We start from the raw sequence: 26,926 nt of genomic DNA, 5'->3' as shown, positions 1-26,926 counted from the left end.
CCTAGAGAATACTTCCGGTTTCTTCAGCCACTAACACTTCGCCAATCCAGCACAATTCGCCGAGATATTCGAGCTTACGAAAATTGCTGATAAAGTTCATGCGCTTGCGCCGCCAAAAGCCTGTGCTGGGTTCGCGAAACCACCGTAATGCCGAGTATCCATATTCATTGAGTCCGCCATCATTGTAAATTAAATGGCAGCGACGGGCCAGTTCTTCTTCATCATTTAAGGCACAAGCTGATTGTCCCAAGAACTCTTTGGGTTTTTTGCCTTGGGCTAACAATGCCGTGCGATTGGCATATAAGTTGGTCTGGTCTTCTATCTGACTGATGTAAATAGCATTGGCTGATTGATGGAGTGCATTAAAATCTAACTCCAAATCGCTCCACATTTTCGAGAAGCGCGCTAGAGAATATTGCTTAAAAACCGACCTCCAATTTAGGTTACCTTCATTGGTAAATCCGCTTTCTTCTTGACCACAGTTAGCAAAATCTGCCATCACCCGCAATGGAGGCTTGCTCGCGTCGTTATGTTCAATGCGAATTTCTCGCTTTCCTAAATCGCGGGCGAGTCTGGCTAACGCTTGAAAATAAGTTTTATGAATCTCCATAGCTGCGTCCCAACTTCCGGCTTGGACAATTGCCGCTTCACTTTCAGCATGACTAGCAATCCAGTTGCAGCCTGGGAATAGTTGCATAAAGTTGGATTTGTCCATGTTATTTTACTCCTCCATTGACATCCTTAGTTTGGTACTGAGTTGTGGCTCTAATTCGGATAAGTTCTTCCAAAGATACCTCTAAAAATCCTTCTAACAAAGAAAGTTCTTGGTCCGAAGGTTTAACTTGGAGTTTGGCAATTGCTTCCAATCGGGCAAGGGGGATTTGAGTATCCTCAGAAAGTTGGCCTAGATTTTTATTAGCAAAAATAGCAGAAAAAGTCTGGCCTGGTCTTGACTCCTGCTCTGAATTCAGATTTAGTTGTTTTAATTTAAGCTCAATAGTTTTAGAAAGATTAGCCTTTAAAAGTACCATTGATTCGATATCAAGCAAACCCATTAGATTTTCTAAGATACCCAGCAACTTCCTAGATAAACTAAACGGACTCCGTTGATTCATCTGCACGAGTTGATGATTCAAGACTTCCATCCCCTCTAAAATTTGCAACTCCGAACTCACCGAAATTTTGAGTTCAGCTTTCCGGGTGCGGTACTCAGGCAGCAACTCAGGCAACCGGGCAAAGAACTCTTGGGCATTTTCGGGTTCTTCCTTGAGCAAAAATCGATCCAGTTCGGGATGAGTGCAGCCGATGGCCTGTGCCAACAAAATCCTCTTCGAGCGCCAAGGGAACTGGTCGCCCGCTTTCCAGCGCTTTAAGCTGGTCACGCTGCTAGTTGGCCCCACTCGATTCAGGTATTCGAGCAATATAGACTCACGCTCCTCGGGTGGAGCCATCATCTGACTCTCCAGAAACAGCAACAAATCTGACAACCTTTCGCTTTTACTTGTCACGCTCTACCTTCCACACTATCCCAATCTATTGTGTGGTCAATTTCCGACAAATGGCAAAGCGCTTTCACTTTTTCCACAATTTGTTTACTTTTCTTAATTTTTATTTCGAGAGCCAAAAATAGCTAAAACTATTTGCTGGCAAGGCTTTAGGCACTTTTGCTTGACTCTTGACAAAACCCAAAAAATTAGCTATAAGGAAGGCAGCAAACGACCAAATCGATTTCATTTTAGTCACTTTATTTTTTCCAGGCTTTTGAGAAGGCAGCAAGGTGGACTGACCCGGTTGTTCTTAGCCAAATACGGTTAAGGCTTACCCGAGTCAGGCTCTAGGACTTGATGCCAGCCACTAGACACTCAAGCCGACGTGCTCAAGCATCGCCCAGGTTTGAACTGGAAAAAGCCAAGTCGCTGGTTAAAAACGAAAAAGTCTCCCGCGCCAACGGGAGACCGACAAATCAAAAAATTCACCATCATGATAGCTCAAATTCAATCAGGTCAAGCATTCGTCCAGCGGGACACCGTTGTTCCATTGGTTCTCCAAACCGATTACGACTACGCGAGTTTCGGTTCCCAAAGACTACAAGAGCAAGCCAAGGCAACCCTCTCTCAGTTCTTCAGTTTTGTCCACCACACTTTTGTTAGCGGCCTAGAAATCGGACGCAGCTTCCGGCGACTGTTGCATGAACTCTGCCTCGAACATGGGCTGAGTCAAGGAGAGCAGCGATTTGAAGACTGGCTGCGTTCCTCTGACTTCGGGGGTTCGACTTGGATGGCCCGGTCCCTCATCCAGATTTCGGAATGGTTCGACTCGCAGCACCGGCGTATCCAACGCCTCATCCTCAAGTCGGTCCAGTCTTGGTCCATTAGCGCCCTCAAGGAACTGACGAAAATTAGCGATGAACACCTGTTACTCAGACTGCTTAAAGCGGGCAAGCAGACCGTCAACAGCATCCGTAAAGCTCGGCACGGCAGTATTAATTTAGGGCAACCCGTCAGTGAAGCGGACTGGGAATTAGTCGCAGACAAATTTGATGCGGAGGAGGATGCGATCGCCACCTTGCAAGCGGAAGCACAGCGGTTAGCCCACATTAAAGAATCGCCGGTATTGACGGACCATCTCATCGAAGCAATTGAGGTTTTGACCGAGTGGGATGTTTCTAAATTGATGCAATCTGCCCCCAGGACTAACAAGGCTGCTCCAGCGATCGCCTCGTTTATTGCCAACTGTGGGGAGCCCAATGATCCTATCATCGAAACCCAATTGAAGTGGATAGAACGTGGCCTGCGGTTGGATACCAAGGCTTCTGAAGAATTTCGCTCTTGTGTTCGTACCCTGGCGCGGCAAGAAGCTGGTGAAGAGGGTCCAGTTGTTCCTCGTCACCGCCATCTCCAACAAGCGTTGAGTATGCAAAAACTCGCGCCGGTGGTTCCTCCGCCTCAGTTGGACCGAATGGCAGAACTGGAAAGGCAAGTCCGGGATTTGAGCGCCCAACTCAAGGAGGCAGACAAGGCTACTGCCCTGATTCATGGATTGCAAGCGCAGCGCGATCGCCTCGAACGAGAAAACCAAGAACTCCAAAAACTCATCCAAGAAAACGCCCAAAAAGATTTGGATATGCACCTGCTCCAACAACAAATTGAACACCTCGAATCCACCCAGTCGGATGAACTTTTAGAGCAGTTGAAAGAGCAGAACCAACAACTGCTGAGTCAGCTTGAGGAAATGCAGCAATGCTATGAAGCATTAGTTTCAGAGAAGGCTGCCAAAGAATCCAGTATGAAATATGCGGATAATTCTCAGTTGAGCGCCAAGGTGATGGCTCTGGAAATCCAATTGGCTGAGGCCCATCGCTCTCTCGAACAAAAGACACCCACACCTAAGCCCCTCACGGTCGGTTCCTACGTTCGGATTGTGAATCATGACAATCGGAAATATTGCGATCGCCTCGGTCAAGTCGTCCAATTACCAGAGGAAAGCGACACCCTACACCGTTTCCAGGTGCAGCTTTCTGGCGAAAAAACGAGAATTATTTGCTACGGCGAACAGATGGAGCCAGTTCAAGTCTTCCTACCGCCGATGGACACTTTTGTTCCTGTAGAAGAAGCCCAACAGCAAATCCGTTCTGTCACGGAAGAAAAACAATTGCAGATTGAGGAGTTGCAATCTTCGTTGGCGCAAGCGACGGAGACAATTGCCCACTATAAAGACCCGCAAAAAAATCCGAAGTTTTTGCAATGGCAGGAGCAAGTCACCGAACTCAACACTCGGTTGTATGACACGAAAAAGCAGTTAACCCAACTCCAACAGGAAAATCAAGAACTCAAAGCAAAAATGGGTTGGGAGTTGTCACCGTTGGGTCAAATGCAACGCTCTTGAAACAGTTCTGACTCTCGACATTTTCTTAGCTGAGATAAAACTCAGATAATAATTACCTTACGCCCAAGCCATATAAAAGGTTTGCCGGTGAGGGATGGAAGTGTCCATCAATTCTACCCTACAAAAAAACCCTTAATCCTTTCAATCAAATCAGGAGATTTTTCTATGTATGCAGCATCCAACCGGAGCAATCAATCTACTCAACAGCCGAGCCAATCCATAATAATAAGCATGAGTCCGGAAGAATTTTGTGACCGATTTTTGCCGTTGCGTCATGCCGGTGACAAGCTGAATGCCCGGTCTGGCCGTCGTTCACGTTGTCTCCGGTTTTTGTCGGCAGTCTTGACTAAGTTCACGGGCCAAACCATCTCAGAGTCGCGCATTGATAAATGGGGGAGTGGCTTGACCTTTGCAAACACTCCTTGCCCGTTTACTGCACTGTTGGCATTGTTGGCTCAATTCCAGGCGGAGGAAATTAAAAAAATTGCCAAATATTTTTAAGAGGAAATGTGACTGAAAAACTACCCACTTAAAAAACTTTGGTTATGGTGAGGAATATCAAAACCTTGGACTTTTTGAAAAATCGGTAAAATCCTTTGTTGCAAAAAGTTTTAAGGAAATAAGAAACAACCTGTAACCCGGGAAAATTTGTCCAAACAATGGGTCATCGCTAAGCCGATCGCCCAGAAATGCCCCCACCAAATTTGATTGCACACTCCCCCACTCTACTCCCAGCGGGCGACTAAATCCTGGGCGGCTTGCCGGTGTTGTTGAACCAATTCAGGGGGAGATGTCACAATTGCATTGTTCATGTAGCGATAGACCCACAGCAAAAACTCCTTAAATGAGCGCCGGGGTAATGGCACAATGTAATCGATATATTCAATTTGGCCGGTCTCATTTTTGGGGCCGAGTTTAATTTTTTGTTGGGGATGGCGACAGTCCCCTTCCCGGATAAACTCCATCACCGGGCTAAAAAATCTCACCTTGACAGGTTTCAACTTTACAGTCCCGGCTAATTCTGCTGCTTGTTCTTCCGGGTCACCCAAATACAATCCCCAGCCATTTTGCAAGAGTTGATGGGCATTTTTCAAACTTTGGGATTGATGTTCGAGGGTGCGCTGCTGAGTGAGCAACTGACAGTAGTCTCCAAAACGGTCAAATCGACCAATCGCCAGATGTCCGGTCTCACAATATTCGTAAATCAAATACCAAGCGATATCATGGTACACCAGTTGCAGGGGCCAGACTCGCAAAGGACCGACCAACCTGCGACCATAGGGGTCACGCTTACGAGACAGTTCGATCGCCTGAGCGGAGGCGATTGCCTGTTCCACGGTTGCTTGCTGATGAAATAAGGTATTTTGATTGTTTCCCCGTTTTATCATTTCCAGAGGGTCGGTCTCCATAATCGCTCGATTCAGATGTTGGCGCACCGGATATAAAAATTGCCCAGGGGTTGCCAATTCCAGCCCGCGCAACCGCCGAGATAACAGGTCATAAAGTTGACGTGCTTGAGGATTGCTTTGGTACTTGCCTTGAGATTCTAAGGCGCACATCATGATCTGCAACTGTTCTACGCTCATTACCCCAGTTCCCAGGTAATATCCCCAGCGATAAATCCGGCGATCAAGGATGCCGTAGTCTCGCAAGCATTGTAAATCTTTGCGAAGGGTGGCGGTTGCCGGGTAGCCTGGAGGCAATTCGATTTCTAAACTCGCCGCCAACTCGCACACTTTTTCCTGTAAGGCTTGCAGCGCATCGCCGGAGTGACTTTCCCGTTCTTCTTCCGGGATATGTCCGACTCCAGGATAGTGAACCAGGGTTGCAATCAGCAACATCAGCCTCTCAAAACTGCTGCGGTCGGAGTAAGGGTGGGGGGTTGGTTTCTTAGCCATACGGTTTACCCTTTTTTTTGGAGAATGTCAAGGTAATGGCAATATTGACACAGTTTATTAACAATGGCGAAATGTGTTGATTTGTAAGGGTTTGTATCGTTTTGCAATAATTTAGATACATATCTTCAAATATCAGACAACCCTAGGAAAAGCTGATAAATTAAGGATTAATCGGGTTTTTGTGCGCCGCGTTGGGTTCGTACATCGCGAGAGTCCTACTCTAATTACATAATGTCACCGGCAAACCTTGCATATTGGAGCAATTGCTTTCCTAGAGAATGAAGCAGAATCCTTATGGCATTCCTAGATGGAGGCTGGGAACGGCAAGAATTTCTAAGAATGACCAAAAAATTGCGTAATTTTTCCCAAATATCCCGATAGGTAAACAGAAGGCGACGGCTTGTGTTAATTCCCCGCCGGTCCATTCATTTCAAGAAAAATCAACAAACCATGACAAATATACCCTATTGGCAAGCGAAGATCTGGGGATTGCTCCATGATCCAGCGCTCAAGGCATTACATACGAATGCAGGACGTGGTAGCGAGGGAGCATGGCGATCGCTGGCTTGCATGGAGGGCTGGATATCCCCGAAAGCTAAGTCTCATAAGGAGTCTGTCTATAATAGCAACTGGTTGAAACAGATTAGCTTGTGCGATTTGATTGCCTCAGCGAGCGATCGCGCTGCCCTGGGTCGTCTGCCCGGTCATAAGGCAGTAGATTATGACAAGAACGGGTTAGAAATCAAACATCTGCTTTCGGGAGCCACACAAACCCTCAAACTAGGGGAGTGGCACGATTTCTTGCTCAATGAGAAGAGCAACCGAAGCAAATGGTTAGCGGAAGTTGAAACTATTTTGATTCCCGACAGTATCCGCACCTGTCCTGATGCACGGCAAGTTTACTGGTGGTTATGGCGCTGCTATCCTGTGGCCCTCTCCCGCGCCCTGGACCAGACGGCGAACCTCTCAGAAGAATCCACGTTGCCCTTACTCCCGGCAGATACTCGGATTCCTGATGCGTCGGTATGGAGTCATACCACCATGACTTCAGCTTTGGCTGGGGCTTTAGCAGGTTATCATTGTGACCCAGATAATTATCCCCGGAAGCGGGCCATCCAAGGCAAAGATTATCACCAATCCCGTCCTTATGTGGGCATTTTTAGCTTTACGCCGGTACAGGAACTCATCAAAGCCAGCCGTAAGATGCGCGACTTTTGGGCGGGTTCTTGGTTACTCCATTATTTGTCTGCTAAGGTCGCTTGGGCGCTTGCTTGGAAATATGGCCCGGATACGCTAGTTTATCCCTGCCTCTATGCCCAACCGCTCATTGATTGTTGGCTGTTGTCAAAATATCCTGGCTTTTCCGAGTGGATTGAATCCCCTAGCGAACGGCAACTGCTCACCGCTGGTTTTCCCAATGTGCTGGTAATGATTCTCCCGGATAACGGGGCGGGTAGCACCGGCAAGGGGCAAGTAAAAAATCCGGTGTGCGCCGCAATGCAACAGGCTGAACAAACCCTCCAGGAAGAATGGCTCAGTTTGGGAAACCAAGTGTTGGCGGATCTGCAAAACACTCAAAAATGGATGCCCAAGCTCAATCCTCATACTTGGTCTGACTGGCTCAAAGCACAATGGCAAACCTATTGGACTGCCCTACCCCTGGGCGATCGCCTTTTGGAACTGCACCAGTCCCCACGTCAACCTCAAAGTTATCAAACTTGGCAAAAGGTCCAAAATCAGTTTGCTCGTCCTACGGAGAATCTACTGCTGGAAGCCGAAGCGCAATTTGTGGCCGAAACTTATCAGAGTAGCGTTCTCGAAGATTGGCGCGATCGCCGCCAACGGTCGCAATCTTATAAAGCCAGACAGCCGAATTTGAATGTGGGTTCTTGGTGGGCCAGCATTTTCGACCAAACCCGGTTTGCGTTGACGGCGGTGAAAAATTCGCGGACTTGGAATATTCCCTCTGCCTTTGGACCCCGGTCTACTATTTCCGGGATAGGTCCGGTAGTCCATAACGGTCCCGATTGGGTCACCGAAGGAGAGACCGCCAAAGATTGGCAGCGGTCGGTCGGATTATTTGATGGGATTGAAGAACTGAATGCCACCGAAGTGCTTAAACGGGGGTTGCACCGGATTCTGCCCGATTTATTGCAGCAACCTCAAACCCGGTTGCAACTTTATTATCCCGACTTGACTTCGGGGGTCGCCGGATGGTTGCGACATCATCCCCAACAACAAGAAGCCCTTGCTTATTATCAGAAGGCTTGCCAAAGTTTAAGCGATCTTCCTTGGATTAAAAACAATTTTAAGGGGGAACCCCAATCTTGGGGAATTCCTTGGATCGCGGACCAACATCCCGAATGGCCTCATCCCCGGATCTTGAATGCCGGATGGTACATTGAAGAGTTTGAACCACAAGCGCAGACAGCCGGGGCGGTCCTGACTAAAACCGAGCAAAAACAGCAGAAACAAGAAGAACTTCGGAAACTGCGTGAGGCTATCAGCCAATGGTTCCCCTCTGGCGCTAATCCCACGGATTGGTATGTCCTCGCCGCTGGCGATGGCGATGGGATGAGCAACTGGCTCAAAGGCGAACCCTTGCAAGCCTATAAGGAGTATATTCCCAAAGCCTTGCAAGACCAAATCCCGGACTTAGCCGTTCGCGAGTCCCTAGAGAAGTTCCTAGAGTGCCAAAAACGTATGGGTCCAGCGAGTCATAACGCCCTGAGTCGCGCCTTGTTGGATTTTTCCAATCAGTTAGTCCCTTATCTGACCGAGGTGCGCCATGCCGGACGATTAATTTATGGTGGTGGCGATGACGTTTTGGCCTACACCAACTTATGGGAATGGGATAGCTGGCTGTGGGATATTCGCCAATGTTTCAAGGGCGGCAGCGACCCGAAAAAGGAATTTGCCCATGACGGAGATTATTGGCGGTGGCAAAGGGAAAAATTGCCCAAAAATCTTTCGAGTAGGCCCTTGTTTACGATGGGTTCGAGAGCCAGTATTAGTTTTGGCATCGTTTTGGCCCATCACTCTGTTCCTCTCGCCATTGCCTTAGAAAACCTCTGGGCAGCGGAAGAGGGAGCCAAGGACCATCGTAGCCCCCAAGGAGAAGTTAAAGATGCGGTGCAGGTGCGGGTCCTCTATGGCAATGGCAATATTCTCAAGGCAACGGCCAAGTTTGAGGTGTTTGATAAGTGGCGATCGCTGTTGGATTTCCCTAAGTTAGATGGCGTTAACTTAGATTTCCCTGCCCTAGATTCTGCCTTATTTGAGCAGGCTGCCCAAGTGTGGAGTCAGCATCCGGTTCCTTGTGCTGACGCCATTGTGCCTTGGAGCATCGCCTTTTGTAGCCGTCGTGAGGTGTTCAAAGGCGATGATGCCTTGAAAGCTAAATTTCAGGGAACCTTGAGCGAATTTCTCACCGGGTTATACCAGACCACCGAAACCCAACATCAAGAAGCCGAGGTCAAAAACTGGTTGAAACTGGCTGCCTTCGTGCTGCGTAGTCGCCAAATCAAAGTAGGAGGTGAACATTAAATGTATTGGTACACAATCACGCCTCTGGACGTGCTGATGTTCCGGGATGCCAAGCCCTTCACCCCCGGGGAACGCGCCTGGGCCGGGAGCATTTTTCCACCCAACGGTCATACCATCGCCGGGGCATTGCGAGGGATTGCAGGAGACCCGGTTAAGTTTCACCTTAAGGGCGTGTTTCTCGCTCATGAGGAGACGCTCTATTTTCCCCGGCCTTTGGGTTTTGTGGGACCTAATCCCTTGCTTCCCCTGGACTGGATGCCAAACTCTCCTTTGTCCCAAGGATTTTGGGATCGACTCCAGCCTTGTCCCTTAGTAAAACCCCGTCTGGAAAGAGATAACGAGCGGGAAGATGACAAACTACCCAAAGGCTACTTTTATCGCCAGTTTTTATCGAGTCAGGCGATCGCCACTTATTTAGAAACAGGACAAATTGCCAAACCCAATTGGCTGACTCAAGACCCCAAGGCTGTCAAACCCTGGACCGTAGAAACCCGCTCTCACAATACCTTGGAAGAAGGGACCCGCCAGGTCAAAGATGCTGATGGCTATTTTGTCGAGAATGCCATCCGGATGGCACCGGGCTGGAGTTTAGCGATCGCTGTTGATAAAGAGCTAGACAGGACGGTGATTCAACTTGGCGGGGAAGGGCATCGGGCGATTTTAGAGCGCTGTCCACCATTGGAGGAGCAATGGCAAGCAATCGCCACCTTGAGCGATCGCAACTTCAAAACATCCGGCAAGGCGATCGCCTATCTTGCCACCCCTGGGGTTTTTGAGCGCAAACAGGATCAAGGCCAAGCTTTATGCCGCGCTTGGCCCTGGGAATGGAAATTAGCTCATGCGGCCAATGGCAATCAAAAACTGGGCAGTTTAGTCAGTGTAGCCACGGACAAAGCCGTAGCGATTAGCTGCCGTGTTCGAGAGAAAGAAACTCAACAAGGGCAAGCTCAACGTAGTATTCCGGCCCCCCAGGTCTTTGCCGCGCCCCCAGGAAGTTTGTACTACCTCAATCAGCCGGAACCTTTGTTCCAGGATAGTCTTACCGCACCCCACCATGTTCAACGTTGGCGACAGTTGGGGTATTCAGAATTGTTGTGGATTTCTTACGAAGGAGCAAATTAATGACCAATTTAGTTTATCTATATCTCTTAGCCCCATTACATACCGGCGGCACAACTCAAGAAGGGAACCTGTTGGGAATTGCCCGTGAATCTCATACGGATTTACCTTATATTCCATCAAGTACGATTCGGGGACGCCAACGAGCTAGTGTGGACAATCGCGTACTTCGCACTCAACTGTTTGGCCCAGACTTGAAAGATTTGGACAATCAAGAGTTTTTGGCAGAATACCAATCCCAAACAGGTAAGACAATCACCCAACTTGAACAAGGGGATGTCTGGATTGGAGACGGCTCTTTACTATGGCTGCCTGTACCTTCCTTGAGTCATGGCGTGATTTGGATTAGCTGCCCGATGTTACTCCGCCGCTGGAAGCGCTTTAATCCGTCGCTGCCTGAAATTCCTGCGGAGTCTTATTTGACCAATGCCAAAAAAAATCAGTCGGGGATTTATCTCAAGGATGCAATTATCAACTCCAATGAGTTGAAAGACTGGAAGGACTGGCAAGCATTTATACCGCAGCATCCAGCTAGTCAAGGTATTGATCGCGTCTTGGTCTTGCCTGACCATCATTGTGTGACGCTAATCCAAATGAGTCTCTGGCGGCAGGTGAAGGTCAAGTTAGATGAGCATAAATCGGTAGAGGGAGGATTTCGCTACGAGGAAGCGATTCCACCCGATAGCGTGATGTATTTCCCCTGGGGTGTTACGTCGCAAGCGAATGGTACTCGCGAAAGTTCTCAGACTGCATTTGAAAATTTGTTGAGTCGCCAAGAAATTATCCAGATTGGGGGTCAAGAAAGTTTAGGACGAGGGTTTGTTCAGCAGTGGTCAACCTGACCTTTTTAGAACTCGTTGGAACAGTCTCGGCTGATGAAAAGGCTGTGTCCCTCTAAACAATTCAGAAATCGGAGCAAGGCTCGTCCAGGCGGGCTATTCCTCAACTTCAGTGCAAGGCTCGTCCAGGCGGGCTATTCCTCAACTTCAGTTTATTGATTCACTTTAGGAGTAACCATGATGACTTTTGACCCCCGGACTATAGCGACTCCCGTTTATGAAGCGCTGTCGGAGTTGCGATCGCAAACTCAAGATAACACTCGCCTTAAAGAGCAGAAAAGTCAAGCTGTTGAACTCTATACCTATCTTTCTACTTGGGGCATGATGCGTCTGAAAGCGGAAGAACAAGCCCTCGGGCAAGAAGGGAAAAAGCAGGTTGTTCGTAAATATTTTGAGTGTTTACAGGCTCTTGCCAATTTGCAAGATGGCAACTTAGCAGGCAATCAGGGCTTAACTACCCTCAAAAACTTAGACACCGACGAATATTTGGGGTTGACCGGATTGGGATTGGCTTTGGCCCGAGAGTTTAGTTTTTGGGCGACTGCTGTTTATCACAATGTTTCTGGAGATGACTAAATCATGGCACCAAATGCAGTCCAACCCCCGAAAAAACCCGAACCCCCGAAAAAACTCCAGCCCCCAGCGACTCCCCTAGCTGGCCCAACTCCTGTCAAAAACACCGCTAAACCCAAACCTCCCCTGGTTATTCCTCCCGTTGGTGCTGGCAATCAAGGTGGTGGCGGTGGCGGGAATTCAAATTCGCCTCCATCTCCCTGGTTATGTGCCGATCGCGAACCGCAGCCCGATCGCACTGCTAGTTTTGTAGAGTATCTGCGCTGGATGCGATCGCCAGATTCTCCACAAAAAGATGGGACGAAGGTGCAGATTCTGCAAATAGCAGAGGAAAAAGCTCAGTATCAGCAACGACTCCAACAACTGTGCGATCGTACCCAAGCGATTGCAGGCAAAGATAATACCTTCCAAGTCAAATGTCCCTGGCGGATTCGGGTTGGCGGACATCGGGGGCCCGAAAGTATTCTGTTGCCTGCTTTTGACGCTTTGGGGATGCCCTACATTCCTTCGGCAACGTTGCGTGGGGTTGCTAGAACCCAGGCGATTCGGGAACGGATGGCAGCAGAGCGGGTGGGCTGGAAGGAAGCCGAAAAGCAGACTGCCCGTTGGTTTGGTTCTTTGGATGCCAAAGGTAGCGATCGCTGCGGAAAAGTGGTCTTTCTTGATGCTTATCCCTTGCCCAACAAAGCTGGGTTAAAGGTGGATATGGCGAACAATATCTGGAAATGGGAGGGGGAGTCCTTGCCTATTTATGACCCTAACCCTAATCCGTTTTTCTCCCTGGAAGAACCTACATTTTTAATTGGGTTACGCTTGGTTAACAATTGCAGCGATGCCAAAATTTTAGACCAAGTTAAAGCATGGTTGGTGACCGGGTTGCAAGGGGGAATTGGCTCTCAAGTTAATAGTGGCTATGGAGAACTCATCCGAGCCGGTGCTGGTCAACCCAAGGATGAATTTTTCCGCCTAGAATTTACCCTGCAAGGTCAACTGATTCACGGACGCCAAAAGTTTACCCAATGGAATTGGAACGATAGACGTCAAGAATGGCAGATGCGCGGACAACCGGATTCAGAAGTTCGCCCGATCGCCTTTAAATCGATGTTGCGCTATTGGTTCCGCAGCTTTACTTTGGGTGTCTTACCCCCAGAGGAAGTTCAGCGCTGGGAAGCTCAATTCTTTGGTGGCATTAACCCCAAGCAATGGGGATGGCTACGAGTTGAGATTTTAGAGGGGAAAGTCACTCAAAGAGAACCCAGTCCTAACCACCAAGGAAAAAATGACGATTGTGGTGAACAGGTGGGAATCCTCGTCCTGCGCTATTCCCCCGAAGCACCTGGTAACCGGCAACAGGCGATCTCTTCTTTGTTCAAAACTCTCACTTGGATGATGTTTCATTTAGGAGGAATCGGACAAGGGGCGCGGCGTCCTTGTTATTCCCGCCAGAACCGCGAACGAGCGCCCTGGTATCGAGGGTCTACGTTATACCCCGAAACCAAAGATTCCTTCTGGAACCTACCGGATACTATCCAGGAATTTAAGCAACGTTTTCAACAGCGGTTGCAGGAATTTTACCAAGCTTTAAACCAGGTGACTCAGCTTGCTGTAAATCCCCGTTCACCGTTACAAGTGGGACAAGTCACCAGCAATCGTTGGAGTGAAGCGGTTGATCGCAATTGTCGAATAGTTGTTGTTTCGGGCCAAAACCAAGATAAGCCTTATGCCTTAAATCTTCTTCACCAAGAATTCCATAACCTGGAAAACAATAAGAACTTTGATCAGGCTAAAAGTTTGTGTGGTGGGGTTCAACGCGGAGCAGTTCCGTCTCCTATTTGGATAGCTGATTTAGATGCTTATCAAGTCGTGACCGTGTTTGGTGCAACCGCAGATCCGCGTAAAAACTACCTTAATTTGTTAAGACAACCCGCTCAAATTTGGCCGATGACCTAGGTTTAATTTTTGTTGGTGATTGGCAAATTTTCTCATCATTTGGGTGAATAAACTCTAATTTTAAAAGCCATTTTGGACAAATATGACTACTCTTGATTTGTCCAACTGGCTTTCTCATTCAGGTTTTTTACTGGAATGAATAGCAATTTCTGAGGGGCTTTTATTGAGAAGGCACTTAAACTTTAGGATGGATGGAAAAATCATGATGAAAACAACTGCACAGATCGAAATTGAGCGCGTTGATACATTAATCATTACTGTTGGAACTCGCCAAGTCGGTTGGCGGAGTAAAGATGGGGTAGTTCGCTGTTTTGGGGCGGATGGTGATCGCGGTCATCCTCCCCATATTAACCAGTTGTATCAAGAACTGGGGATTGAGCGGGGTTTTTATGAACCGAGCATAACCTCTATGTCTTGGAGTGTCCGAGATTTGGGGTCTCGTTACTATGAATATTGTCAAGAATGGTTGGGGGGTGATTTTAGTTCGGTTGAACTGTTACTGGACCATAAAATTATTTCCGATAGTGTGACTAAAGGGCTGAACCATATCATCCTTTGGGCAACGAATCAGCCAGAAACAGTGCCTTGGAATTACCGGCGGGCTGATACCTGCTGGTTGGCGCAGTTGATGAAAGGCAAGATTAACATGACGTGGCCTGGAGTCAAGGTGGATGTCTTGGAGTTGAAGGTAAATGCTAATGATCGTCATGCAATTCGGGAGGAGTTTGAGAATTTTATCTGGCCTTTTGCCCTAGAGCAGCGGGAAAAGTCTCCCCTGAATGAATTTGTCTTGATGATTGAAAATAAAGGGTCTATTCCGGCAATTGCAGAAAGCCTGGAAATCTGTGCGGCGGCCTTAGTGCGCGAGTTTCAGGTGATTAATGCCTCACCAATTGAGCCGCCTAATTCCTATCCCGCAAGTGAAAACGGGATGTTGTCGGCAGTCCTTTCCCAAACTTATGAAATGGTTCCCTTGAGCGAATATTTTTGGCCGCTAGAGCGCTCTCGTATAATTTCAGCCTGGGAACGAGGGGATTTTCAGGAAGCTCAAGTCTGGTTATCAGCCCATCAAAGCCGCCATAAGCCGTTATATCAGCTTGCCGGATACTTAGCACTTTCGACCAATTGGGAAATTGTCCGGTTTGCTCAGAACAAACAAATTGAGAATGGGTGGCTGCGATCGCGCCTGGTGGAACAACTGGCCGGGGCCGAACAGGTGCAGCAATGGCGCGATCAGCTGTTGGAGTTGCGAACCAATCCAGGTTTGCAAACCTGGGAAACGGTGTTTTTAATTGAATTGCAATTAAAGCGCCAAAACTATACCACCACCTTTATGCAATTTTCTCAAACTGTCGAGCGATTGCTTTATCTTCGGAGTGAGCAAGAAAATTGGTTAGGAAAAAATATTATCAGCCTCCCCCCTAATTTTGACCCTTATGGGAAACCCTATCAACCGGGTTTTTATGGCTTAATTAATGGGTGGTGCAAGCTGGAAAATATCCGTGAGTCAGATAAGTGGTACAAACTGCTACATGGGATTCGGTTTAAGCGCAATGATTTGATTCATAAAGCAACTCCAGTAACCTTACAGGAGATGCAATTGCTCTGGTCAAACAATGGATTTCCGAAGGTTTCTGAGAGTCCAGAATTTTTGATGAAATTAATCGTTGAAAGTCTCCGAAAGGTCTGCGATCGCCATTTGCAAATTCCTCAACAACCGCTATCGCGCTCATTATATGCTTGGGCACTAGAGATTTTACGCTCTGAGGTAGGTTCCCTCTAAGGTTTCACGAAACCCCAACTTTTCGGAGGACTCTGTTCATCTCTGCGACAAGTATGATCGCCCCCCGGTTGATTCCCCTCAACGTTCACGCCCCATCCACCTAGCGCTGCCCCAAAATTCCGAAAAAGCGGCCAGAATTTATCTATCTTTCATCAATCAGGAGTCAAACTCATGTATCTATCAATGCGTGGAATTCTCATTCGTCATATTGCCGTCGCTTGTATTAATGGCATAATCACCTTAATTATTCTGCTGATTGCGCCTTTAGGATTAACCGCTGTTATCACCAATACTATAATGGTGGTTTTGTCCACATTAGTAACTTCAGCTTTTGTCGATGGGGTGGTGCGTTTTTTAAATCCTGGTGAAACGGAAATGCTGCGAAATGCTCAAGCTCAAAAAGCTGCTTCAGTAATCCCCAATCGCAATTATGATGAACTAGACCGTCGTCCCTAATGTTTCCATTTGTAGGGGCATTCGATTAAATTGCCCCTACAGACAAGATTTGGGCGTCAAAGATATCTGTATCAAAACTATTAATTTGTGTGTGAGCTTTGTCCTAAAATTGAGTTGGTTTTTGAGCAAAATGCTCGACAAACGGGAGTTAAGCCAATTTTTATTATTTTCATGGCAATTTATTATGCAGACTTTATATGTTTCTCAGCAAGGTTGCTATGTTTGTTTAGATGGCGAACTCTTGCTCGTTAAACGGCGCAATACCATTTTAAATGAAATTCAATTGCCCCTGTTAGAAATGATTCTGGTGTTTGGCAAATCTCAAATAACCACCCAAGCGATTAGAAGTTGCCTTTGGCGGAATATTTCCATTGCTTATTTATCGCGGATGGGATACTGTTATGGCCGGATTCTGCCCATTGAACGCGGGTATCGGCAACTGTCTCGGTATCAACAAGAATTGAGCTTGGTAGACCGCTTAATTGTAGCACGGCGCATCGTCCAAGCTAAACTAAAAAACTCTCGGGTGATTTTGATGCGCCAACAACGGCGACAAAATTCTGACGTGGTTGCTTTTGCCATTCAGAGTTTGGATTATCTGACGACCAAAGCTGGAAAAGCAGAACGAATCGACCAATTGATGGGGTATGAAGGGACTGGCGCGGCCCAATATTTCTCGGCTTTTGGATACTGTCTTAACTCTCGCGATTTTGTGTTTGCCGGTCGGTCCCGCCGTCCTCCAGGGAATGCGGTCAATGCCATGTTGTCCTTTGGATATCAAGTGCTGTGGAATCATCTGCTGACGCTGATTGAACTGCAAGGACTTGACCCCTACTCCGGTTGTTTGCATGAGGGCAGCTATCGTCATGCGGCCCTAGCTTCAGATTTAATCGAAGAATTTCGCGCACCCTTGGTTGATTCGCTAGTTTTATATCTAGTAAATCGCAATATCATGGATGTGCGGGATGATTTTGTTTACAAAAATGGCGGTTGTTACTTGAATGAGTCTGGACGACCTAAGTTTTTGAAAGCATTCCTGCAACGCATGGAAGAGACGGTTACTGATGATTTTGGAGAAGCTCAACCAAAATGGGATTTGCTTCATCAACAAGTTAAGGAATACAAGCAATTTGTCTATGAACCTATCAACGGATACTCCCCGTATCAGATTCGCTAAACTTTTGCCAAAATTATAAATTTTGGTTTTCTTTTATCTTACAATGAAAATAGAGCCAATAAAAAATGATGAGTCTAATATTTCCACCCACAAATTCTGAACTGACATACAATCGCTGATGCTGTTTTATGTGGTGGTTTACGATATTCCTGACAACAAACGGCGCAAGAAAGTTCATGATTTGCTAGAAGGCTATGGAAAATGGGTGCAGTATTCTACCTTTGAATGCGTCCTAACTCGTTCTAAGTTTGATGAACTCAAGAAACGACTGGGCGATCGGCTCAACCTAGAGGAAGACAGCATCCGGTTTTATCCCCTTTCCCGCCATACCTCCGCCCGAGTTGAAACTTGGGGCGTGGGTCCAGCGATTGCTGAATACCCGAGTTCGGTCATTGTTTAATGGACCGAGTTAGTTCATTGGCCCCAGTCCTTCAGGAATTGAGTCCCTTCCGTTCTGGGAGTCTTTGCGAGGCTCAGTCAAAATCGCTGAAACGACCAAAACCTGTTGGGAGCCTCGCAGCCTTGCTGGGTAAGGGTTCTAGGTGTTAGATAGAGGTGCTTTTATGACCAATGTAGCAACAATTTTCCTGAGCTTCGCAAAACGCCTCTGGACTTCCCACCCAGTAAGGGTTACAATCGGGGTATCTCCCTACTCGCTAGGGAAATTAGTTGATTGGAAACCTTTTTGGGTCTTTAGAGCTACAGTATTGTAGTACTTTTGCTCCCTACTCGCTAGGGAAATTAGTTGATTGGAAACTAGCTCTAGAGCTAAGGCTTGCTGCCCTAACGCATAGAACTCATATTCTCCCTACTCGCTAGGGAAATTAGTTGATTGGAAACAATTATTGGTTCATGAGCCAAACAGAGAATTCTTCAAACTCTCTCCCTACTCGCTAGGGAAATTAGTTGATTGGAAACCATAATCAATCGTTGCTCCTTGTCTATAGCCCGAGGTTGGCTCCCTACTCGCTAGGGAAATTAGTTGATTGGAAACCTGAAGTCGAGGGTATGTTTGCACTTGTTGAGTTAGAGGATTCGCTCCCTACTCGCTAGGGAAATTAGTTGATTGGAAACTGCAATACAGAATCTTAGACTTCAGGTCTAGAATATTTAATCTCCCTACTCGCTAGGGAAATTAGTTGATTGGAAACTGGATAGGACAGGTAGTGGCTTTGATACCGTCACCACGTAACTCCCTACTCGCTAGGGAAATTAGTTGATTGGAAACCTAGAAGATTCATTTCTTCTAGGCTTATTACTTTATACAGACTCCCTACTCGCTAGGGAAATTAGTTGATTGGAAACTATGGGGATAAGCGTCGCTGACTTAGTTCAAATACTCCCTACTCGCTAGGGAAATTAGTTGATTGGAAACAATCTTGTTTGAAGAAATGTAAAACTAAATTCTTAACTTCAACTTTCAATTTGTAAGTTTCTCCCTACTCGCTAGGGAAATTAGTTGATTGGAAACCCATTTTTGCTTTATTCCCCTTCCAAGCAAGAAAATGTCTCCCTACTCGCTAGGGAAATTAGTTGATTGGAAACCATGTAAGCTGCCTCGTATAACTAGAAAGTTAGTTACTCCTACTCCCTACTCGCTAGGGAAATTAGTTGATTGGAAACAACTTCAGGTAATTCAATTGCCTTAGAGATTCCCACAATCTCTCCCTACTCGCTAGGGAAATTAGTTGATTGGAAACACAGTGACTAGGGCGCTTGATGTCAGCATGAGCCCAACCACTCCCTACTCGCTAGGGAAATTAGTTGATTGGAAACACTACTCCGAATTCGACATTCCAGTTAGCCACCCCTCCCTACTCGCTAGGGAAATTAGTTGATTGGAAACACAATCTCAACGAGGTTACCGTAAGGTTTTAAGCTCCCTACTCGCTAGGGAAATTAGTTGATTGGAAACAACTTCGTTTAACTTAGGTAATGCTGGGGCGCTTACAGCACTCCCTACTCGCTAGGGAAATTAGTTGATTGGAAACAGGTGCTGTTAAGCTACCTGGCGTTTATATGTCTTTCAGGTCTCCCTACTCGCTAGGGAAATTAGTTGATTGGAAACCTGGAAGGTCGTCTTCGTAGTCCGGATAGAAACACTCCCTACTCGCTAGGGAAATTAGTTGATTGGAAACACGCTTGATACCGTTTTGCGTAATCCGGTAACTCTTTAGAGCTCTCCCTACTCGCTAGGGAAATTAGTTGATTGGAAACTTAGAAGCGTTGGCCTCAAACTGTTGGATAATTTGTAAGCTCCCTACTCGCTAGGGAAATTAGTTGATTGGAAACTTGACTAACAAAGTTGAGTTAGACATTTGAATTTCCTCTACTCCCTACTCGCTAGGGAAATTAGTTGATTGGAAACTTGCCAGAAGGCATATTGCGGCGGACAACGGAGGTAGAGACGGAACTCCCTACTCGCTAGGGAAATTAGTTGATTGGAAACTTAACTTGAGGCTAGAAGCAAGTATTTTATCCCCCTGGAACTTATGGTTACTCCCTACTCGCTAGGGAAATTAGTTGATTGGAAACGCTTCAATCATGGAACCAGGCTCGATGAATAACTTCTTCTTCTCCCTACTCGCTAGGGAAATTAGTTGATTGGAAACAATTGATGAATAGAGCTTATGCTTTCTTACGGTTCATCATCTCCCTACTCGCTAGGGAAATTAGTTGATTGGAAACGAGAAGTCTTTTCGTCAACTTTGAACTTCACGGACCTCCCTACTCGCTAGGGAAATTAGTTGATTGGAAACTTCAATTGTTAGAGAGTTTCCTTTAACTAAACTTTTATCTCCCTACTCGCTAGGGAAATTAGTTGATTGGAAACAATGTAACTTCTATCAAGATTTGGAAACATTAGTTCACTCCCTACTCGCTAGGGAAATTAGTTGATTGGAAACTACCTGTAACGTTCCCAACTTACGGGGAATGAACTGGTCCCTCCCTACTCGCTAGGGAAATTAGTTGATTGGAAACTCAAGTTCAACGCCTCACTGAATCCGAACTGTTTGTTATCTCCCTACTCGCTAGGGAAATTAGTTGATTGGAAACATATCATCTCCTGTACGAACATACTCACCTAAGCGGATTTGACTCCCTACTCGCTAGGGAAATTAGTTGATTGGAAACTACTGAAACCGAACTGTTTGTTATCAGTTGAGGCTTCATCTCCCTACTCGCTAGGGAAATTAGTTGATTGGAAACTTTCACAAGAGATTGCAACAATTTTTTGACGCTCTTTAACCTCCCTACTCGCTAGGGAAATTAGTTGATTGGAAACCACTCGTATCCTTCCAATCCCCCGCAACGAGCTACACTCCCTACTCGCTAGGGAAATTAGTTGATTGGAAACTAGCAGAGTGCAGTGGTTGCGATCGCCGCCCCTACTCCCTACTCGCTAGGGAAATTAGTTGATTGGAAACAAAATACCTTCTTTCAGCAAGGCAGCCTCTTCCTTAGCCTCCCTACTCGCTAGGGAAATTAGTTGATTGACTTAGGATGCAGTGTGATAGAGAAATATTAGCGGGAATAACCTCATGGCTTGGAAAAAAAAGGTGTTAGTTGGAATTTTACTCCTGCTACTTGCAGGGGTAGTCTGGAACATTTACGAAACTGCCACTATTGGCAAAGGCAGTGATTTAGAACGTTTAGCTGATGAATTAGATAACAGGTAACTAGCAATTTCCTACTAGATGGGAAAATTAATTGATTGGAAATTTCAGCGATTACTTTAATTCATGGAATCAGCTTGCTGTGGCTGCTTTTACCTATTGTATAAGTAGCCAATCAACACCCCATTTGTACTCGTAGAAAGGTATCATTCAATGAAATACACAACTCTCAAATACCTGTTTTTGTTAGGACTAACCATAGCACTCCTTATATTAGAGTTATATCCTGAAGCAGTTGCTTGGGTGAGTTTTTCAGTTCAAACTCCCTTGATTGATTATTATCATTATGAAGGCAAAAAAAGAGCTTGCCTTGTAATGATAGCGGGTATTATATTTGCCATAGTATGTTATGCAATGGAATGGAAATTGGCTTTCGTTATATGGTGTCTTAGTGTGCTTGGATCTGGAATGTTTCTCCGTTCCTTCTAAAAGCGGTTTCTTTTTCTTCATCATGCAGCAGTTGCAAAAGATAAAGCTATCTACCTGAGCGCCATCTATTGTGCTAATTTCGTTAAGGTGGCGATCGTATCCTAAGAAATTTAGCTGGAGTTTGATAAGATGCCGCACGTCGTTGGTGGAGCCTGCGCGTTAGCACTAGCTATGTCGCAGGCCATCGCTAACCGAGCCATCTACAGTCCACCACATAGATCAAGAACAACAACCCCTTTGCCACGCAAACCAGCCCGGGATACCTCGTTGGGTAAGGGTTATAATTTTTGCTATCCCCACTCGCTGGGGAAACCAATTGATTGGAAACGTTAAAACAAAGTCTTTAATTGAAGTCTTATACGAATGGGAGATGCGACTGTTGACACAAGAGTAGATTTCGAGTAATATAGTTTTTGGAGACACCTCTACCGCATAGAGTAATGTCCCCAGCCTGACGCTCTAGCAGTAAAGTTATCCCCCCAGCCCAAGGGTTAGGGCAAAATTTTCTATGGTGACCGAGACTAGGTCGTTAAAACAAAGTCTTTAAGTTGAAGTCTTATACGAATGCGGAAATCGAAATAAGGCTTCGACTCCCCTCCAATTCGCAAATAAAAACTTAAAAACTTAGGGCTTCCGTAGCGACAAAAGCTCTACATTTTCAATTTTTGGAAAACTCAAAAGACACTTTTTTAAAACTTAAATTTGTGCGACAGACTTACTATCCTCACTCGCTGAGGATATTAGATGGATTGAAACTTCAGTAGTATCGCCGCCAGTATGGGGTTATACTGGTTCAAAGTCTCACTTGTTCGGGATACTACTTGAAGGAAAAAAGGTGTGCGATTTATGCGATGTCTAATTCATAACCAACGGGAAAAACTAATTAAAACTAGCCCGTAAAGTTAGCTTCCTAAGTAACCCTTTGATACAAGTAAAACTTTGGTCCTGTAAGGGACACCATGACTCGTAACTTGTCCACACATCGATAGGCTCGGAATTTTAAGAATGAAGCTGGCATCAAGCCGTAATTAGAACCAAGGCAGATAAGTACACTGGCGGTAAGGGGGAAACAGCATGGGTAAACGGCGTTTGAGTAGCAATCGTACAGAAACTTACGCTAAGGCTGAAATCCTTACTGGGTAATACTTTTAGCTTTCAGAATCTTCTGTGCTTATGCTAGTCAAAGATGGAGCGGTTTTTTGCCTATGTCGCTTCACAATGTCATTAACTGTAGTCTTACTCAGCAGCTATCAGCTTTAGGTTTGGTAGTTAATGTGCTGGTTTTATGGAATACCTATTACATGAATACCGCCTTGAATCATCTCCGCCTTCAAGGAACACCGCTCAAGGCAGAAGATATCGCTCGGCTATCTCCTCTGGCCTATTCTCATATCAATATGCTGGGTCGCTATCACTTTAATTTGCCTTCGGAGTTGCTTGATGGAGGGATGCGTCCCTTACGTGACCTCAATGATTTCCCAGAAACATGGGGTGAAAACCCTTGTATGTAAGGCTTTTAGCCTTAGCATAAGTTTCTGCCTGGTTGCTATTCAAACCCCTAAACTGGTTCTATAAAAGCGTTAATACCATAAGTTGCAATGTGACCCCAAAGTGCTAACTTTGGTCCATTAACCCTCACATCATTTTTAAGAGTAATAGCCCTTATTTCATCTGAGATAACGCTAAAAAACTACCTGCTCTAACCTGCCCAAGTCGTCAAGAGATGGAGCGAACAAAACTTACATTCGAGTGAACAAAAGTAGCGCGAGAAAAACAGACGGAAACGCTAGAAGTTCCCAAAAAACTAGGATATCTGCCCTACCCAAATGGAAGCGACTTATGCTCACGCTGACTTAAAATAACCAGACGGCTCCCATCCGGCTGCTGACGATTGCACCATACCAGACCAGCACCAGAGTCCTCAACCTGAAATGCTTGACACTTTCGTCTAAGACTTACATCGTTCTGGCACAATTGGCCCCCACCTAAAACAGAGTGGTCCTATTTTCGCTGGAAAAGATGGCTTTTTCCTTGGGTGCGATCGCCTACGACATAGCTCCGCTTACCGCTCAATCAGCCAGCAGACTGATCGCCTACCAACGACGGCCAATTTCGCCGATGTTGCATCGTTCGGCAGTTTCCTTGAGAGTAAGCTAACCACCTCATCAAAATCGTTACAATCAAGATAGGGCAATGTTTTTTTGGGAGTGAACACAAGTTCCCTCTAAAATCGATTTCTTATAAATAAGCTGACTTGTGTTCACCCTATCCCAATGGAAAAACCGGATCTTTGTTGGTGGCGGATTCGATGGATGCCGCACAGCCCAGCTATGCAGTAGGCTCTCGTCAACTGGTCAGGAACCAAACATTATGAGGAGACTAGGATTTGTCAATTATGGCTTTGTTCAGTGCGATCGCCAACTGGCGGGATGCCATTTGAATTTGCCCAGAAGCAAGTCGGTAGATGCGATCGCCAACAGGTGACGAAATGGACGCGACGCATCGCGATGGCAGCAGAGAAAGCCCATGCCGGATTCGACAGAATGCGGTAAGCCCAGCCTGGGCATAGACGATCGCTTTTCCCAGTTATCTAGGCTCCACCAGTTAAATCAAGAGCAAGAGTCCTTTGTCCAAAGCCTTAATTAGACCTATCCGAACCGCGTCGAACTAGCCACGATTTCCCAGGATGCGATCGCCAACCTAATCATCTAGGCTCCACCAGCTAAATCACACACACCAGTCCTTACCACTTGTCTCGAACTAGCCCTGATTCCCCACACTGCTGCCAACCCCAAGGAAATCGCTGAAACCGTAGCAGAATTAGACTTTTCCAGGGTGATCACAAGTCATCTGTCAAAGTCATCTCTTATAAATAAGCTGACTTGTGATCACCCCCACGCCCCACTAATTCACCTGCCCAGTCGGTCTGAGCAAAATCTCGTTCACGTTCACCCGCTGCGGCTGAGATAGCGCAAACCCGATCGCCCCCGCCACATCCTCCGGCATCAGTGGCTCCCCGATGCCCTCTTGCCAACGCGCAATCCGCTCCTGCATGGCCCCACTTGCAATCGCGTCATAGAGTGGCGTCTCGACCCAACCCGGTTCGACCACGGTCAAGCGCACCCCGCTCTTGCAGAGTTCCTGCCGCAACGCTTCCGAGAACGCCCCCACACCCCACTTGCTGGCATTGTAGGCACTCACCCCAGCCGAAGCCGTCCGACCCGCCACCGAGGAAACATTGACGATATGTCCGCACTGCTGTTCTTGCATAACCGGGGCCACGGCATGGCAACAGTACATCGTCCCAAGCAAATTCACCTGAATCAACTGCTGCCAGCACTCCACACTCGCCTCAACGGTCGGAGCCACATCAATCAGTCCGGCAGAGTTGACCAGGATATCGATTCGTCCAAACTTGTCCAGGACCGTTTGCACCATTTGTTGAACTTGTTGGCAATCGGTAATATTCGCGGGAATGGCGACTGTTGTGCCGCTGCTGCTGAGAATCTGGTCGGCAAGTTGTTGGAGGCGATCGCCATTCCTTGAGACCAGCGTGACTTGGACGCCCGCCTCAGCCAGTAGCAGTGCGGTGGCCCGTCCGATGCCCGAGGAAGCGCCGGTGATGATGGCCGTTTTGTGGGCAAGATTTATCATTAGTTATGCAGCAGAGCGAGTCGGGTTAGGTTCGGGCAGCAGTTCCCAGTTATCGGGGCGAGACACGACAATTCGCATGGGAATTCCCAGGTGGTCTTCGACGAAATAAAAGTCAGCCCACACACCAATAAAAGAACCGTTCACGCGCCGGATTTTGTGGTAGAACTCGCCGATGAACTTGTCCCGGTGGAGTAAGCTATAAAGTTGCTCGTGATAGTCCCACGAATCTCGCCACAGAGCGCGATTGTCGAACGAGCGCGGGTCGGTCATCTGGTGGGCTGGGACAATCACCCTAGCGCTCGAATACAAATCGTTGGTGTAGATTACCCGGTCATCGACCATGCTGGCTGCCATCACCGCATAACCATCGGCACGTTTGGTCCGCATGAAGTCGATAACGCGCAAGTAGTTGGCATCAGCTAGGGCTGAGTTATTTTGATTATCGTTTTGCATAAAATACCATCCTTGAGTTTTCAAAATGTCGAGCAAATGGGTCGCAACGGGTTCAAACTCGTTCGGGGAAAAACAACGATTAAATGTCAGCAATTTGAGGGGGTCGAAAATCGGGGCGACGGGTTGCAGGTTATGGCAGATGCCAACGTGGGGGACCGGACGCAGGGATAAGCAATCCGACAGCATCACCACACAAACACACAGCCGCTCTACATTGACAAGCAAGTTATCCGCAACGGCGACCGAAGCACAGTCGATGGACAACCCAAACCCAGAGCGAATGGAAACGTCTGCCGCTTGGTCCAGCAACCCCAAGCGCACCAGCAACTCGCAAAAAACTAGCTCCACTAACCGGCTGCGGAATGCCCAAGTCAGCAGCCAAGTTTGACTAGCCGTTGTCCGTAAAGCCTCAATCCAGCGACTTGATTCCATTGCCCCCCTTCGCCCCCACATCTTCGATTGGCTCGTCTGGTTCCTCCTGTGGGCGACTGGCACTGAAGAAATCCACATTGCCCGCTCTTAGGGCCAACAACTCATCATGACTATAAAACTCGCCTTGAGCATTTCTGAGCAAACAACCCACCCACAAGACCTCGCCGTTATCGGGTAGCAGCTTCCCCGAGGCGATCGCAGCAGCCGTCTGTTTGTCGAATCGCCCACCGGACTTGAGGTAGAGTTGTTCGCTCAGTTGCTCCCGGGACAATCCCGCATCTAGCCGGTATTCTTCGAGCTTACGAAACAGCGGATTATGCTGGAACGGACGCGATTCGAGCAACCCCAACTCCTGCATTCGGTGTTCCAAAGTCGTGATGCGATCGCCTAGCAAGATTTTCACCCGTTCAGCCACTTGCATCACTGAGTCTAGGTCTAGCAATGACGCGAGGGCCTCGACCACCTCCACGATATCCCAAGGTCCATGCCGACTCATTTCGGTTTGGAGTGTGGTTAACCGTTTAAGAATGGCTTGCAAGGCTTCGACGGCTTCTAGCCAAGTGAGTTGGTCAATCCGTTTAAAAAAGCTCTCCTTCGAGGCTGGCGCTTCCTCTTGACCGAGTTCGTGGATGGATTCTTCAGAGCAGGTCGCTTTAAACTCATCCCAGGATAGCGCCCCGCTCAAAAACTCGTCCAACGACTCTCGCGGACATCCGAGCAACGAGACAATTCGGGCTTTCGTTTCTTCCTTGAGCGTGTTGGTTTTGCCCTTAGTCCATTTGCTGATAGCAGCAGGAGTCAAGCCCAAAACCCGAGCTAGAGCCACATTAGACTGCTCTGGCAATAACTGCCTCATCTGGAAGACCAAAATTTTGATTCGTTGGGGATTGACTTGCGACAACGGACTACCTGCACAAACGCGCCAGTTAAATCTTAACTTTCATCAACTCCTTAACTTGCTTGACACTTGGATTTGTTAGTTGATACAGTTAATATTAACTGTATCAACTGCAAGGGAGCCAGCATCATTTCGCAACCCTCGGGCATCAGTCCGA

General features: G+C 47.1%; 21 protein-coding genes and 1 CRISPR repeat array. Of the genes, 14 read left to right on the top strand and 7 right to left on the bottom strand.

Annotated elements, in window-relative coordinates; translation table 11 throughout:
* Position 1: 1 nt before the first annotated feature.
* Entirely contained in the window at positions 2 to 715 is a 714-nt protein-coding gene (locus NG792_RS22475) for a hypothetical protein (RefSeq protein ID WP_261236860.1), read from the bottom strand.
* A 1-nt stretch (position 716) separates the two neighbouring features.
* Positions 717 to 1,508, bottom strand: coding sequence for a hypothetical protein (locus NG792_RS22470; protein WP_261236859.1), 792 nt, complete (start codon positions 1,506 to 1,508; stop codon positions 717 to 719).
* A gap of 472 nt (positions 1,509 to 1,980) precedes the next feature.
* Here NG792_RS22470 and NG792_RS22465 point away from each other — a divergent pair, with 472 nt between their 5' ends.
* Together NG792_RS22465 and NG792_RS22460 are read left to right on the top strand one after the other, a co-directional pair.
* Positions 1,981 to 3,885 (top strand): MICOS complex subunit MIC60, encoded by a 1,905-nt coding sequence (locus tag NG792_RS22465; RefSeq protein WP_261236858.1) that lies wholly within the window; start codon positions 1,981 to 1,983, stop codon positions 3,883 to 3,885.
* Between the two features lie 165 nt (positions 3,886 to 4,050).
* On the top strand, positions 4,051 to 4,386 hold the full coding sequence (locus tag NG792_RS22460) for a hypothetical protein (protein WP_261236857.1): 336 nt from the start codon (positions 4,051 to 4,053) through the stop codon (positions 4,384 to 4,386).
* 224 nt (positions 4,387 to 4,610) lie between these two features.
* On the opposite strand, the gene NG792_RS22455 is transcribed toward NG792_RS22460, so the two are convergent.
* Positions 4,611 to 5,783: a helix-turn-helix transcriptional regulator gene (locus tag NG792_RS22455; protein WP_261236856.1), complete on the bottom strand. Its 1,173-nt coding sequence runs from the start codon at positions 5,781 to 5,783 to the stop codon at positions 4,611 to 4,613.
* Between the two features lie 450 nt (positions 5,784 to 6,233).
* On the opposite strand from NG792_RS22455, the gene NG792_RS22450 reads away from it, so the two are divergent.
* The 12 genes from NG792_RS22450 (at position 6,234) to NG792_RS22395 (ending at position 23,489) form a co-directional block, all read left to right on the top strand.
* Complete coding sequence (locus NG792_RS22450; protein WP_261236855.1) at positions 6,234 to 9,329, top strand: type III-B CRISPR-associated protein Cas10/Cmr2; 3,096 nt, start codon at positions 6,234 to 6,236, stop codon at positions 9,327 to 9,329.
* Positions 9,330 to 10,451, top strand: coding sequence for a type III-B CRISPR module-associated Cmr3 family protein (locus NG792_RS22445; RefSeq protein WP_261236854.1), 1,122 nt, complete (start codon positions 9,330 to 9,332; stop codon positions 10,449 to 10,451).
* The gene (gene cmr4, locus NG792_RS22440; protein ID WP_261236853.1) at positions 10,451 to 11,290 is read left to right on the top strand and encodes a type III-B CRISPR module RAMP protein Cmr4; all 840 of its coding nucleotides are present in this window, start codon (positions 10,451 to 10,453) and stop codon (positions 11,288 to 11,290) included. The genes NG792_RS22445 and cmr4 overlap by 1 nt, the downstream gene beginning before the upstream one ends.
* A 174-nt stretch (positions 11,291 to 11,464) precedes the next feature.
* Positions 11,465 to 11,863, top strand: coding sequence for a hypothetical protein (locus tag NG792_RS22435; protein WP_261236852.1), 399 nt, complete (start codon positions 11,465 to 11,467; stop codon positions 11,861 to 11,863).
* Between the two features lie 3 nt (positions 11,864 to 11,866).
* Complete coding sequence (locus NG792_RS22430) at positions 11,867 to 13,810, top strand: RAMP superfamily CRISPR-associated protein (protein WP_261236851.1); 1,944 nt, start codon at positions 11,867 to 11,869, stop codon at positions 13,808 to 13,810.
* A gap of 202 nt (positions 13,811 to 14,012) precedes the next feature.
* The gene (locus NG792_RS22425; RefSeq protein ID WP_261236850.1) at positions 14,013 to 15,593 is read left to right on the top strand and encodes a hypothetical protein; all 1,581 of its coding nucleotides are present in this window, start codon (positions 14,013 to 14,015) and stop codon (positions 15,591 to 15,593) included.
* 171 nt (positions 15,594 to 15,764) lie between these two features.
* Positions 15,765 to 16,049, top strand: coding sequence for a CRISPR-associated protein Csx18 (gene csx18 / locus NG792_RS22420; RefSeq protein ID WP_261236849.1), 285 nt, complete (start codon positions 15,765 to 15,767; stop codon positions 16,047 to 16,049).
* A gap of 91 nt (positions 16,050 to 16,140) precedes the next feature.
* Positions 16,141 to 17,226, top strand: a complete 1,086-nt coding sequence (gene cas1, locus NG792_RS22415; protein ID WP_261236848.1) for a CRISPR-associated endonuclease Cas1 — start codon at positions 16,141 to 16,143, stop codon at positions 17,224 to 17,226.
* Positions 17,227 to 17,344: 118 nt separating this feature from the next.
* A complete protein-coding gene (gene cas2 / locus NG792_RS22410) occupies positions 17,345 to 17,626 on the top strand; it encodes a CRISPR-associated endonuclease Cas2 (protein WP_261208084.1) in 282 nt (93 codons plus the stop codon).
* Between the two features lie 245 nt (positions 17,627 to 17,871).
* Positions 17,872 to 20,728: direct repeats of the CRISPR family, unit length 36 nt; unit sequence CTCCCTACTCGCTAGGGAAATTAGTTGATTGGAAAC.
* 40 nt (positions 20,729 to 20,768) lie between these two features.
* Positions 20,769 to 20,906 (top strand): hypothetical protein, encoded by a 138-nt coding sequence (locus NG792_RS22405; protein WP_261236847.1) that lies wholly within the window; start codon positions 20,769 to 20,771, stop codon positions 20,904 to 20,906.
* A gap of 1,631 nt (positions 20,907 to 22,537) precedes the next feature.
* On the top strand, positions 22,538 to 22,843 hold the full coding sequence (locus tag NG792_RS22400) for a Tn3 family transposase (RefSeq protein WP_411268817.1): 306 nt from the start codon (positions 22,538 to 22,540) through the stop codon (positions 22,841 to 22,843).
* 508 nt (positions 22,844 to 23,351) lie between these two features.
* Positions 23,352 to 23,489 carry a hypothetical protein gene (locus NG792_RS22395; protein ID WP_261236846.1) on the top strand — a complete coding sequence of 46 codons (138 nt, stop codon included), beginning with the start codon at positions 23,352 to 23,354 and terminating at the stop codon, positions 23,487 to 23,489.
* Positions 23,490 to 23,737: 248 nt separating this feature from the next.
* On the opposite strand, the gene NG792_RS22390 is transcribed toward NG792_RS22395, so the two are convergent.
* The 4 genes from NG792_RS22390 to NG792_RS22375 all read right to left on the bottom strand — a co-directional run bounded on the left by NG792_RS22390 (position 23,738) and on the right by NG792_RS22375 (position 26,727).
* Positions 23,738 to 23,899, bottom strand: coding sequence for a hypothetical protein (locus NG792_RS22390; protein WP_261208082.1), 162 nt, complete (start codon positions 23,897 to 23,899; stop codon positions 23,738 to 23,740).
* 337 nt (positions 23,900 to 24,236) lie between these two features.
* On the bottom strand, positions 24,237 to 24,986 hold the full coding sequence (locus NG792_RS22385) for an SDR family oxidoreductase (protein WP_261208081.1): 750 nt from the start codon (positions 24,984 to 24,986) through the stop codon (positions 24,237 to 24,239).
* A gap of 3 nt (positions 24,987 to 24,989) precedes the next feature.
* Positions 24,990 to 25,871 carry a hypothetical protein gene (locus tag NG792_RS22380; protein WP_261236845.1) on the bottom strand — a complete coding sequence of 294 codons (882 nt, stop codon included), beginning with the start codon at positions 25,869 to 25,871 and terminating at the stop codon, positions 24,990 to 24,992.
* On the bottom strand, positions 25,849 to 26,727 hold the full coding sequence (locus NG792_RS22375) for a hypothetical protein (RefSeq protein ID WP_261236844.1): 879 nt from the start codon (positions 26,725 to 26,727) through the stop codon (positions 25,849 to 25,851). Before NG792_RS22375 ends, NG792_RS22380 begins: the two co-directional genes overlap by 23 nt.
* Between the last annotated feature and the right edge of the window lie 199 nt (positions 26,728 to 26,926).

The organism is Laspinema olomoucense D3b (genome assembly GCF_025370785.1).
Lineage (GTDB): Bacteria > Cyanobacteriota > Cyanobacteriia > Cyanobacteriales > Laspinemataceae > Laspinema > Laspinema olomoucense.
Note: the sequence above shows the minus strand (reverse complement) of the source record. Positions and strands in the feature narration are given on the sequence as shown.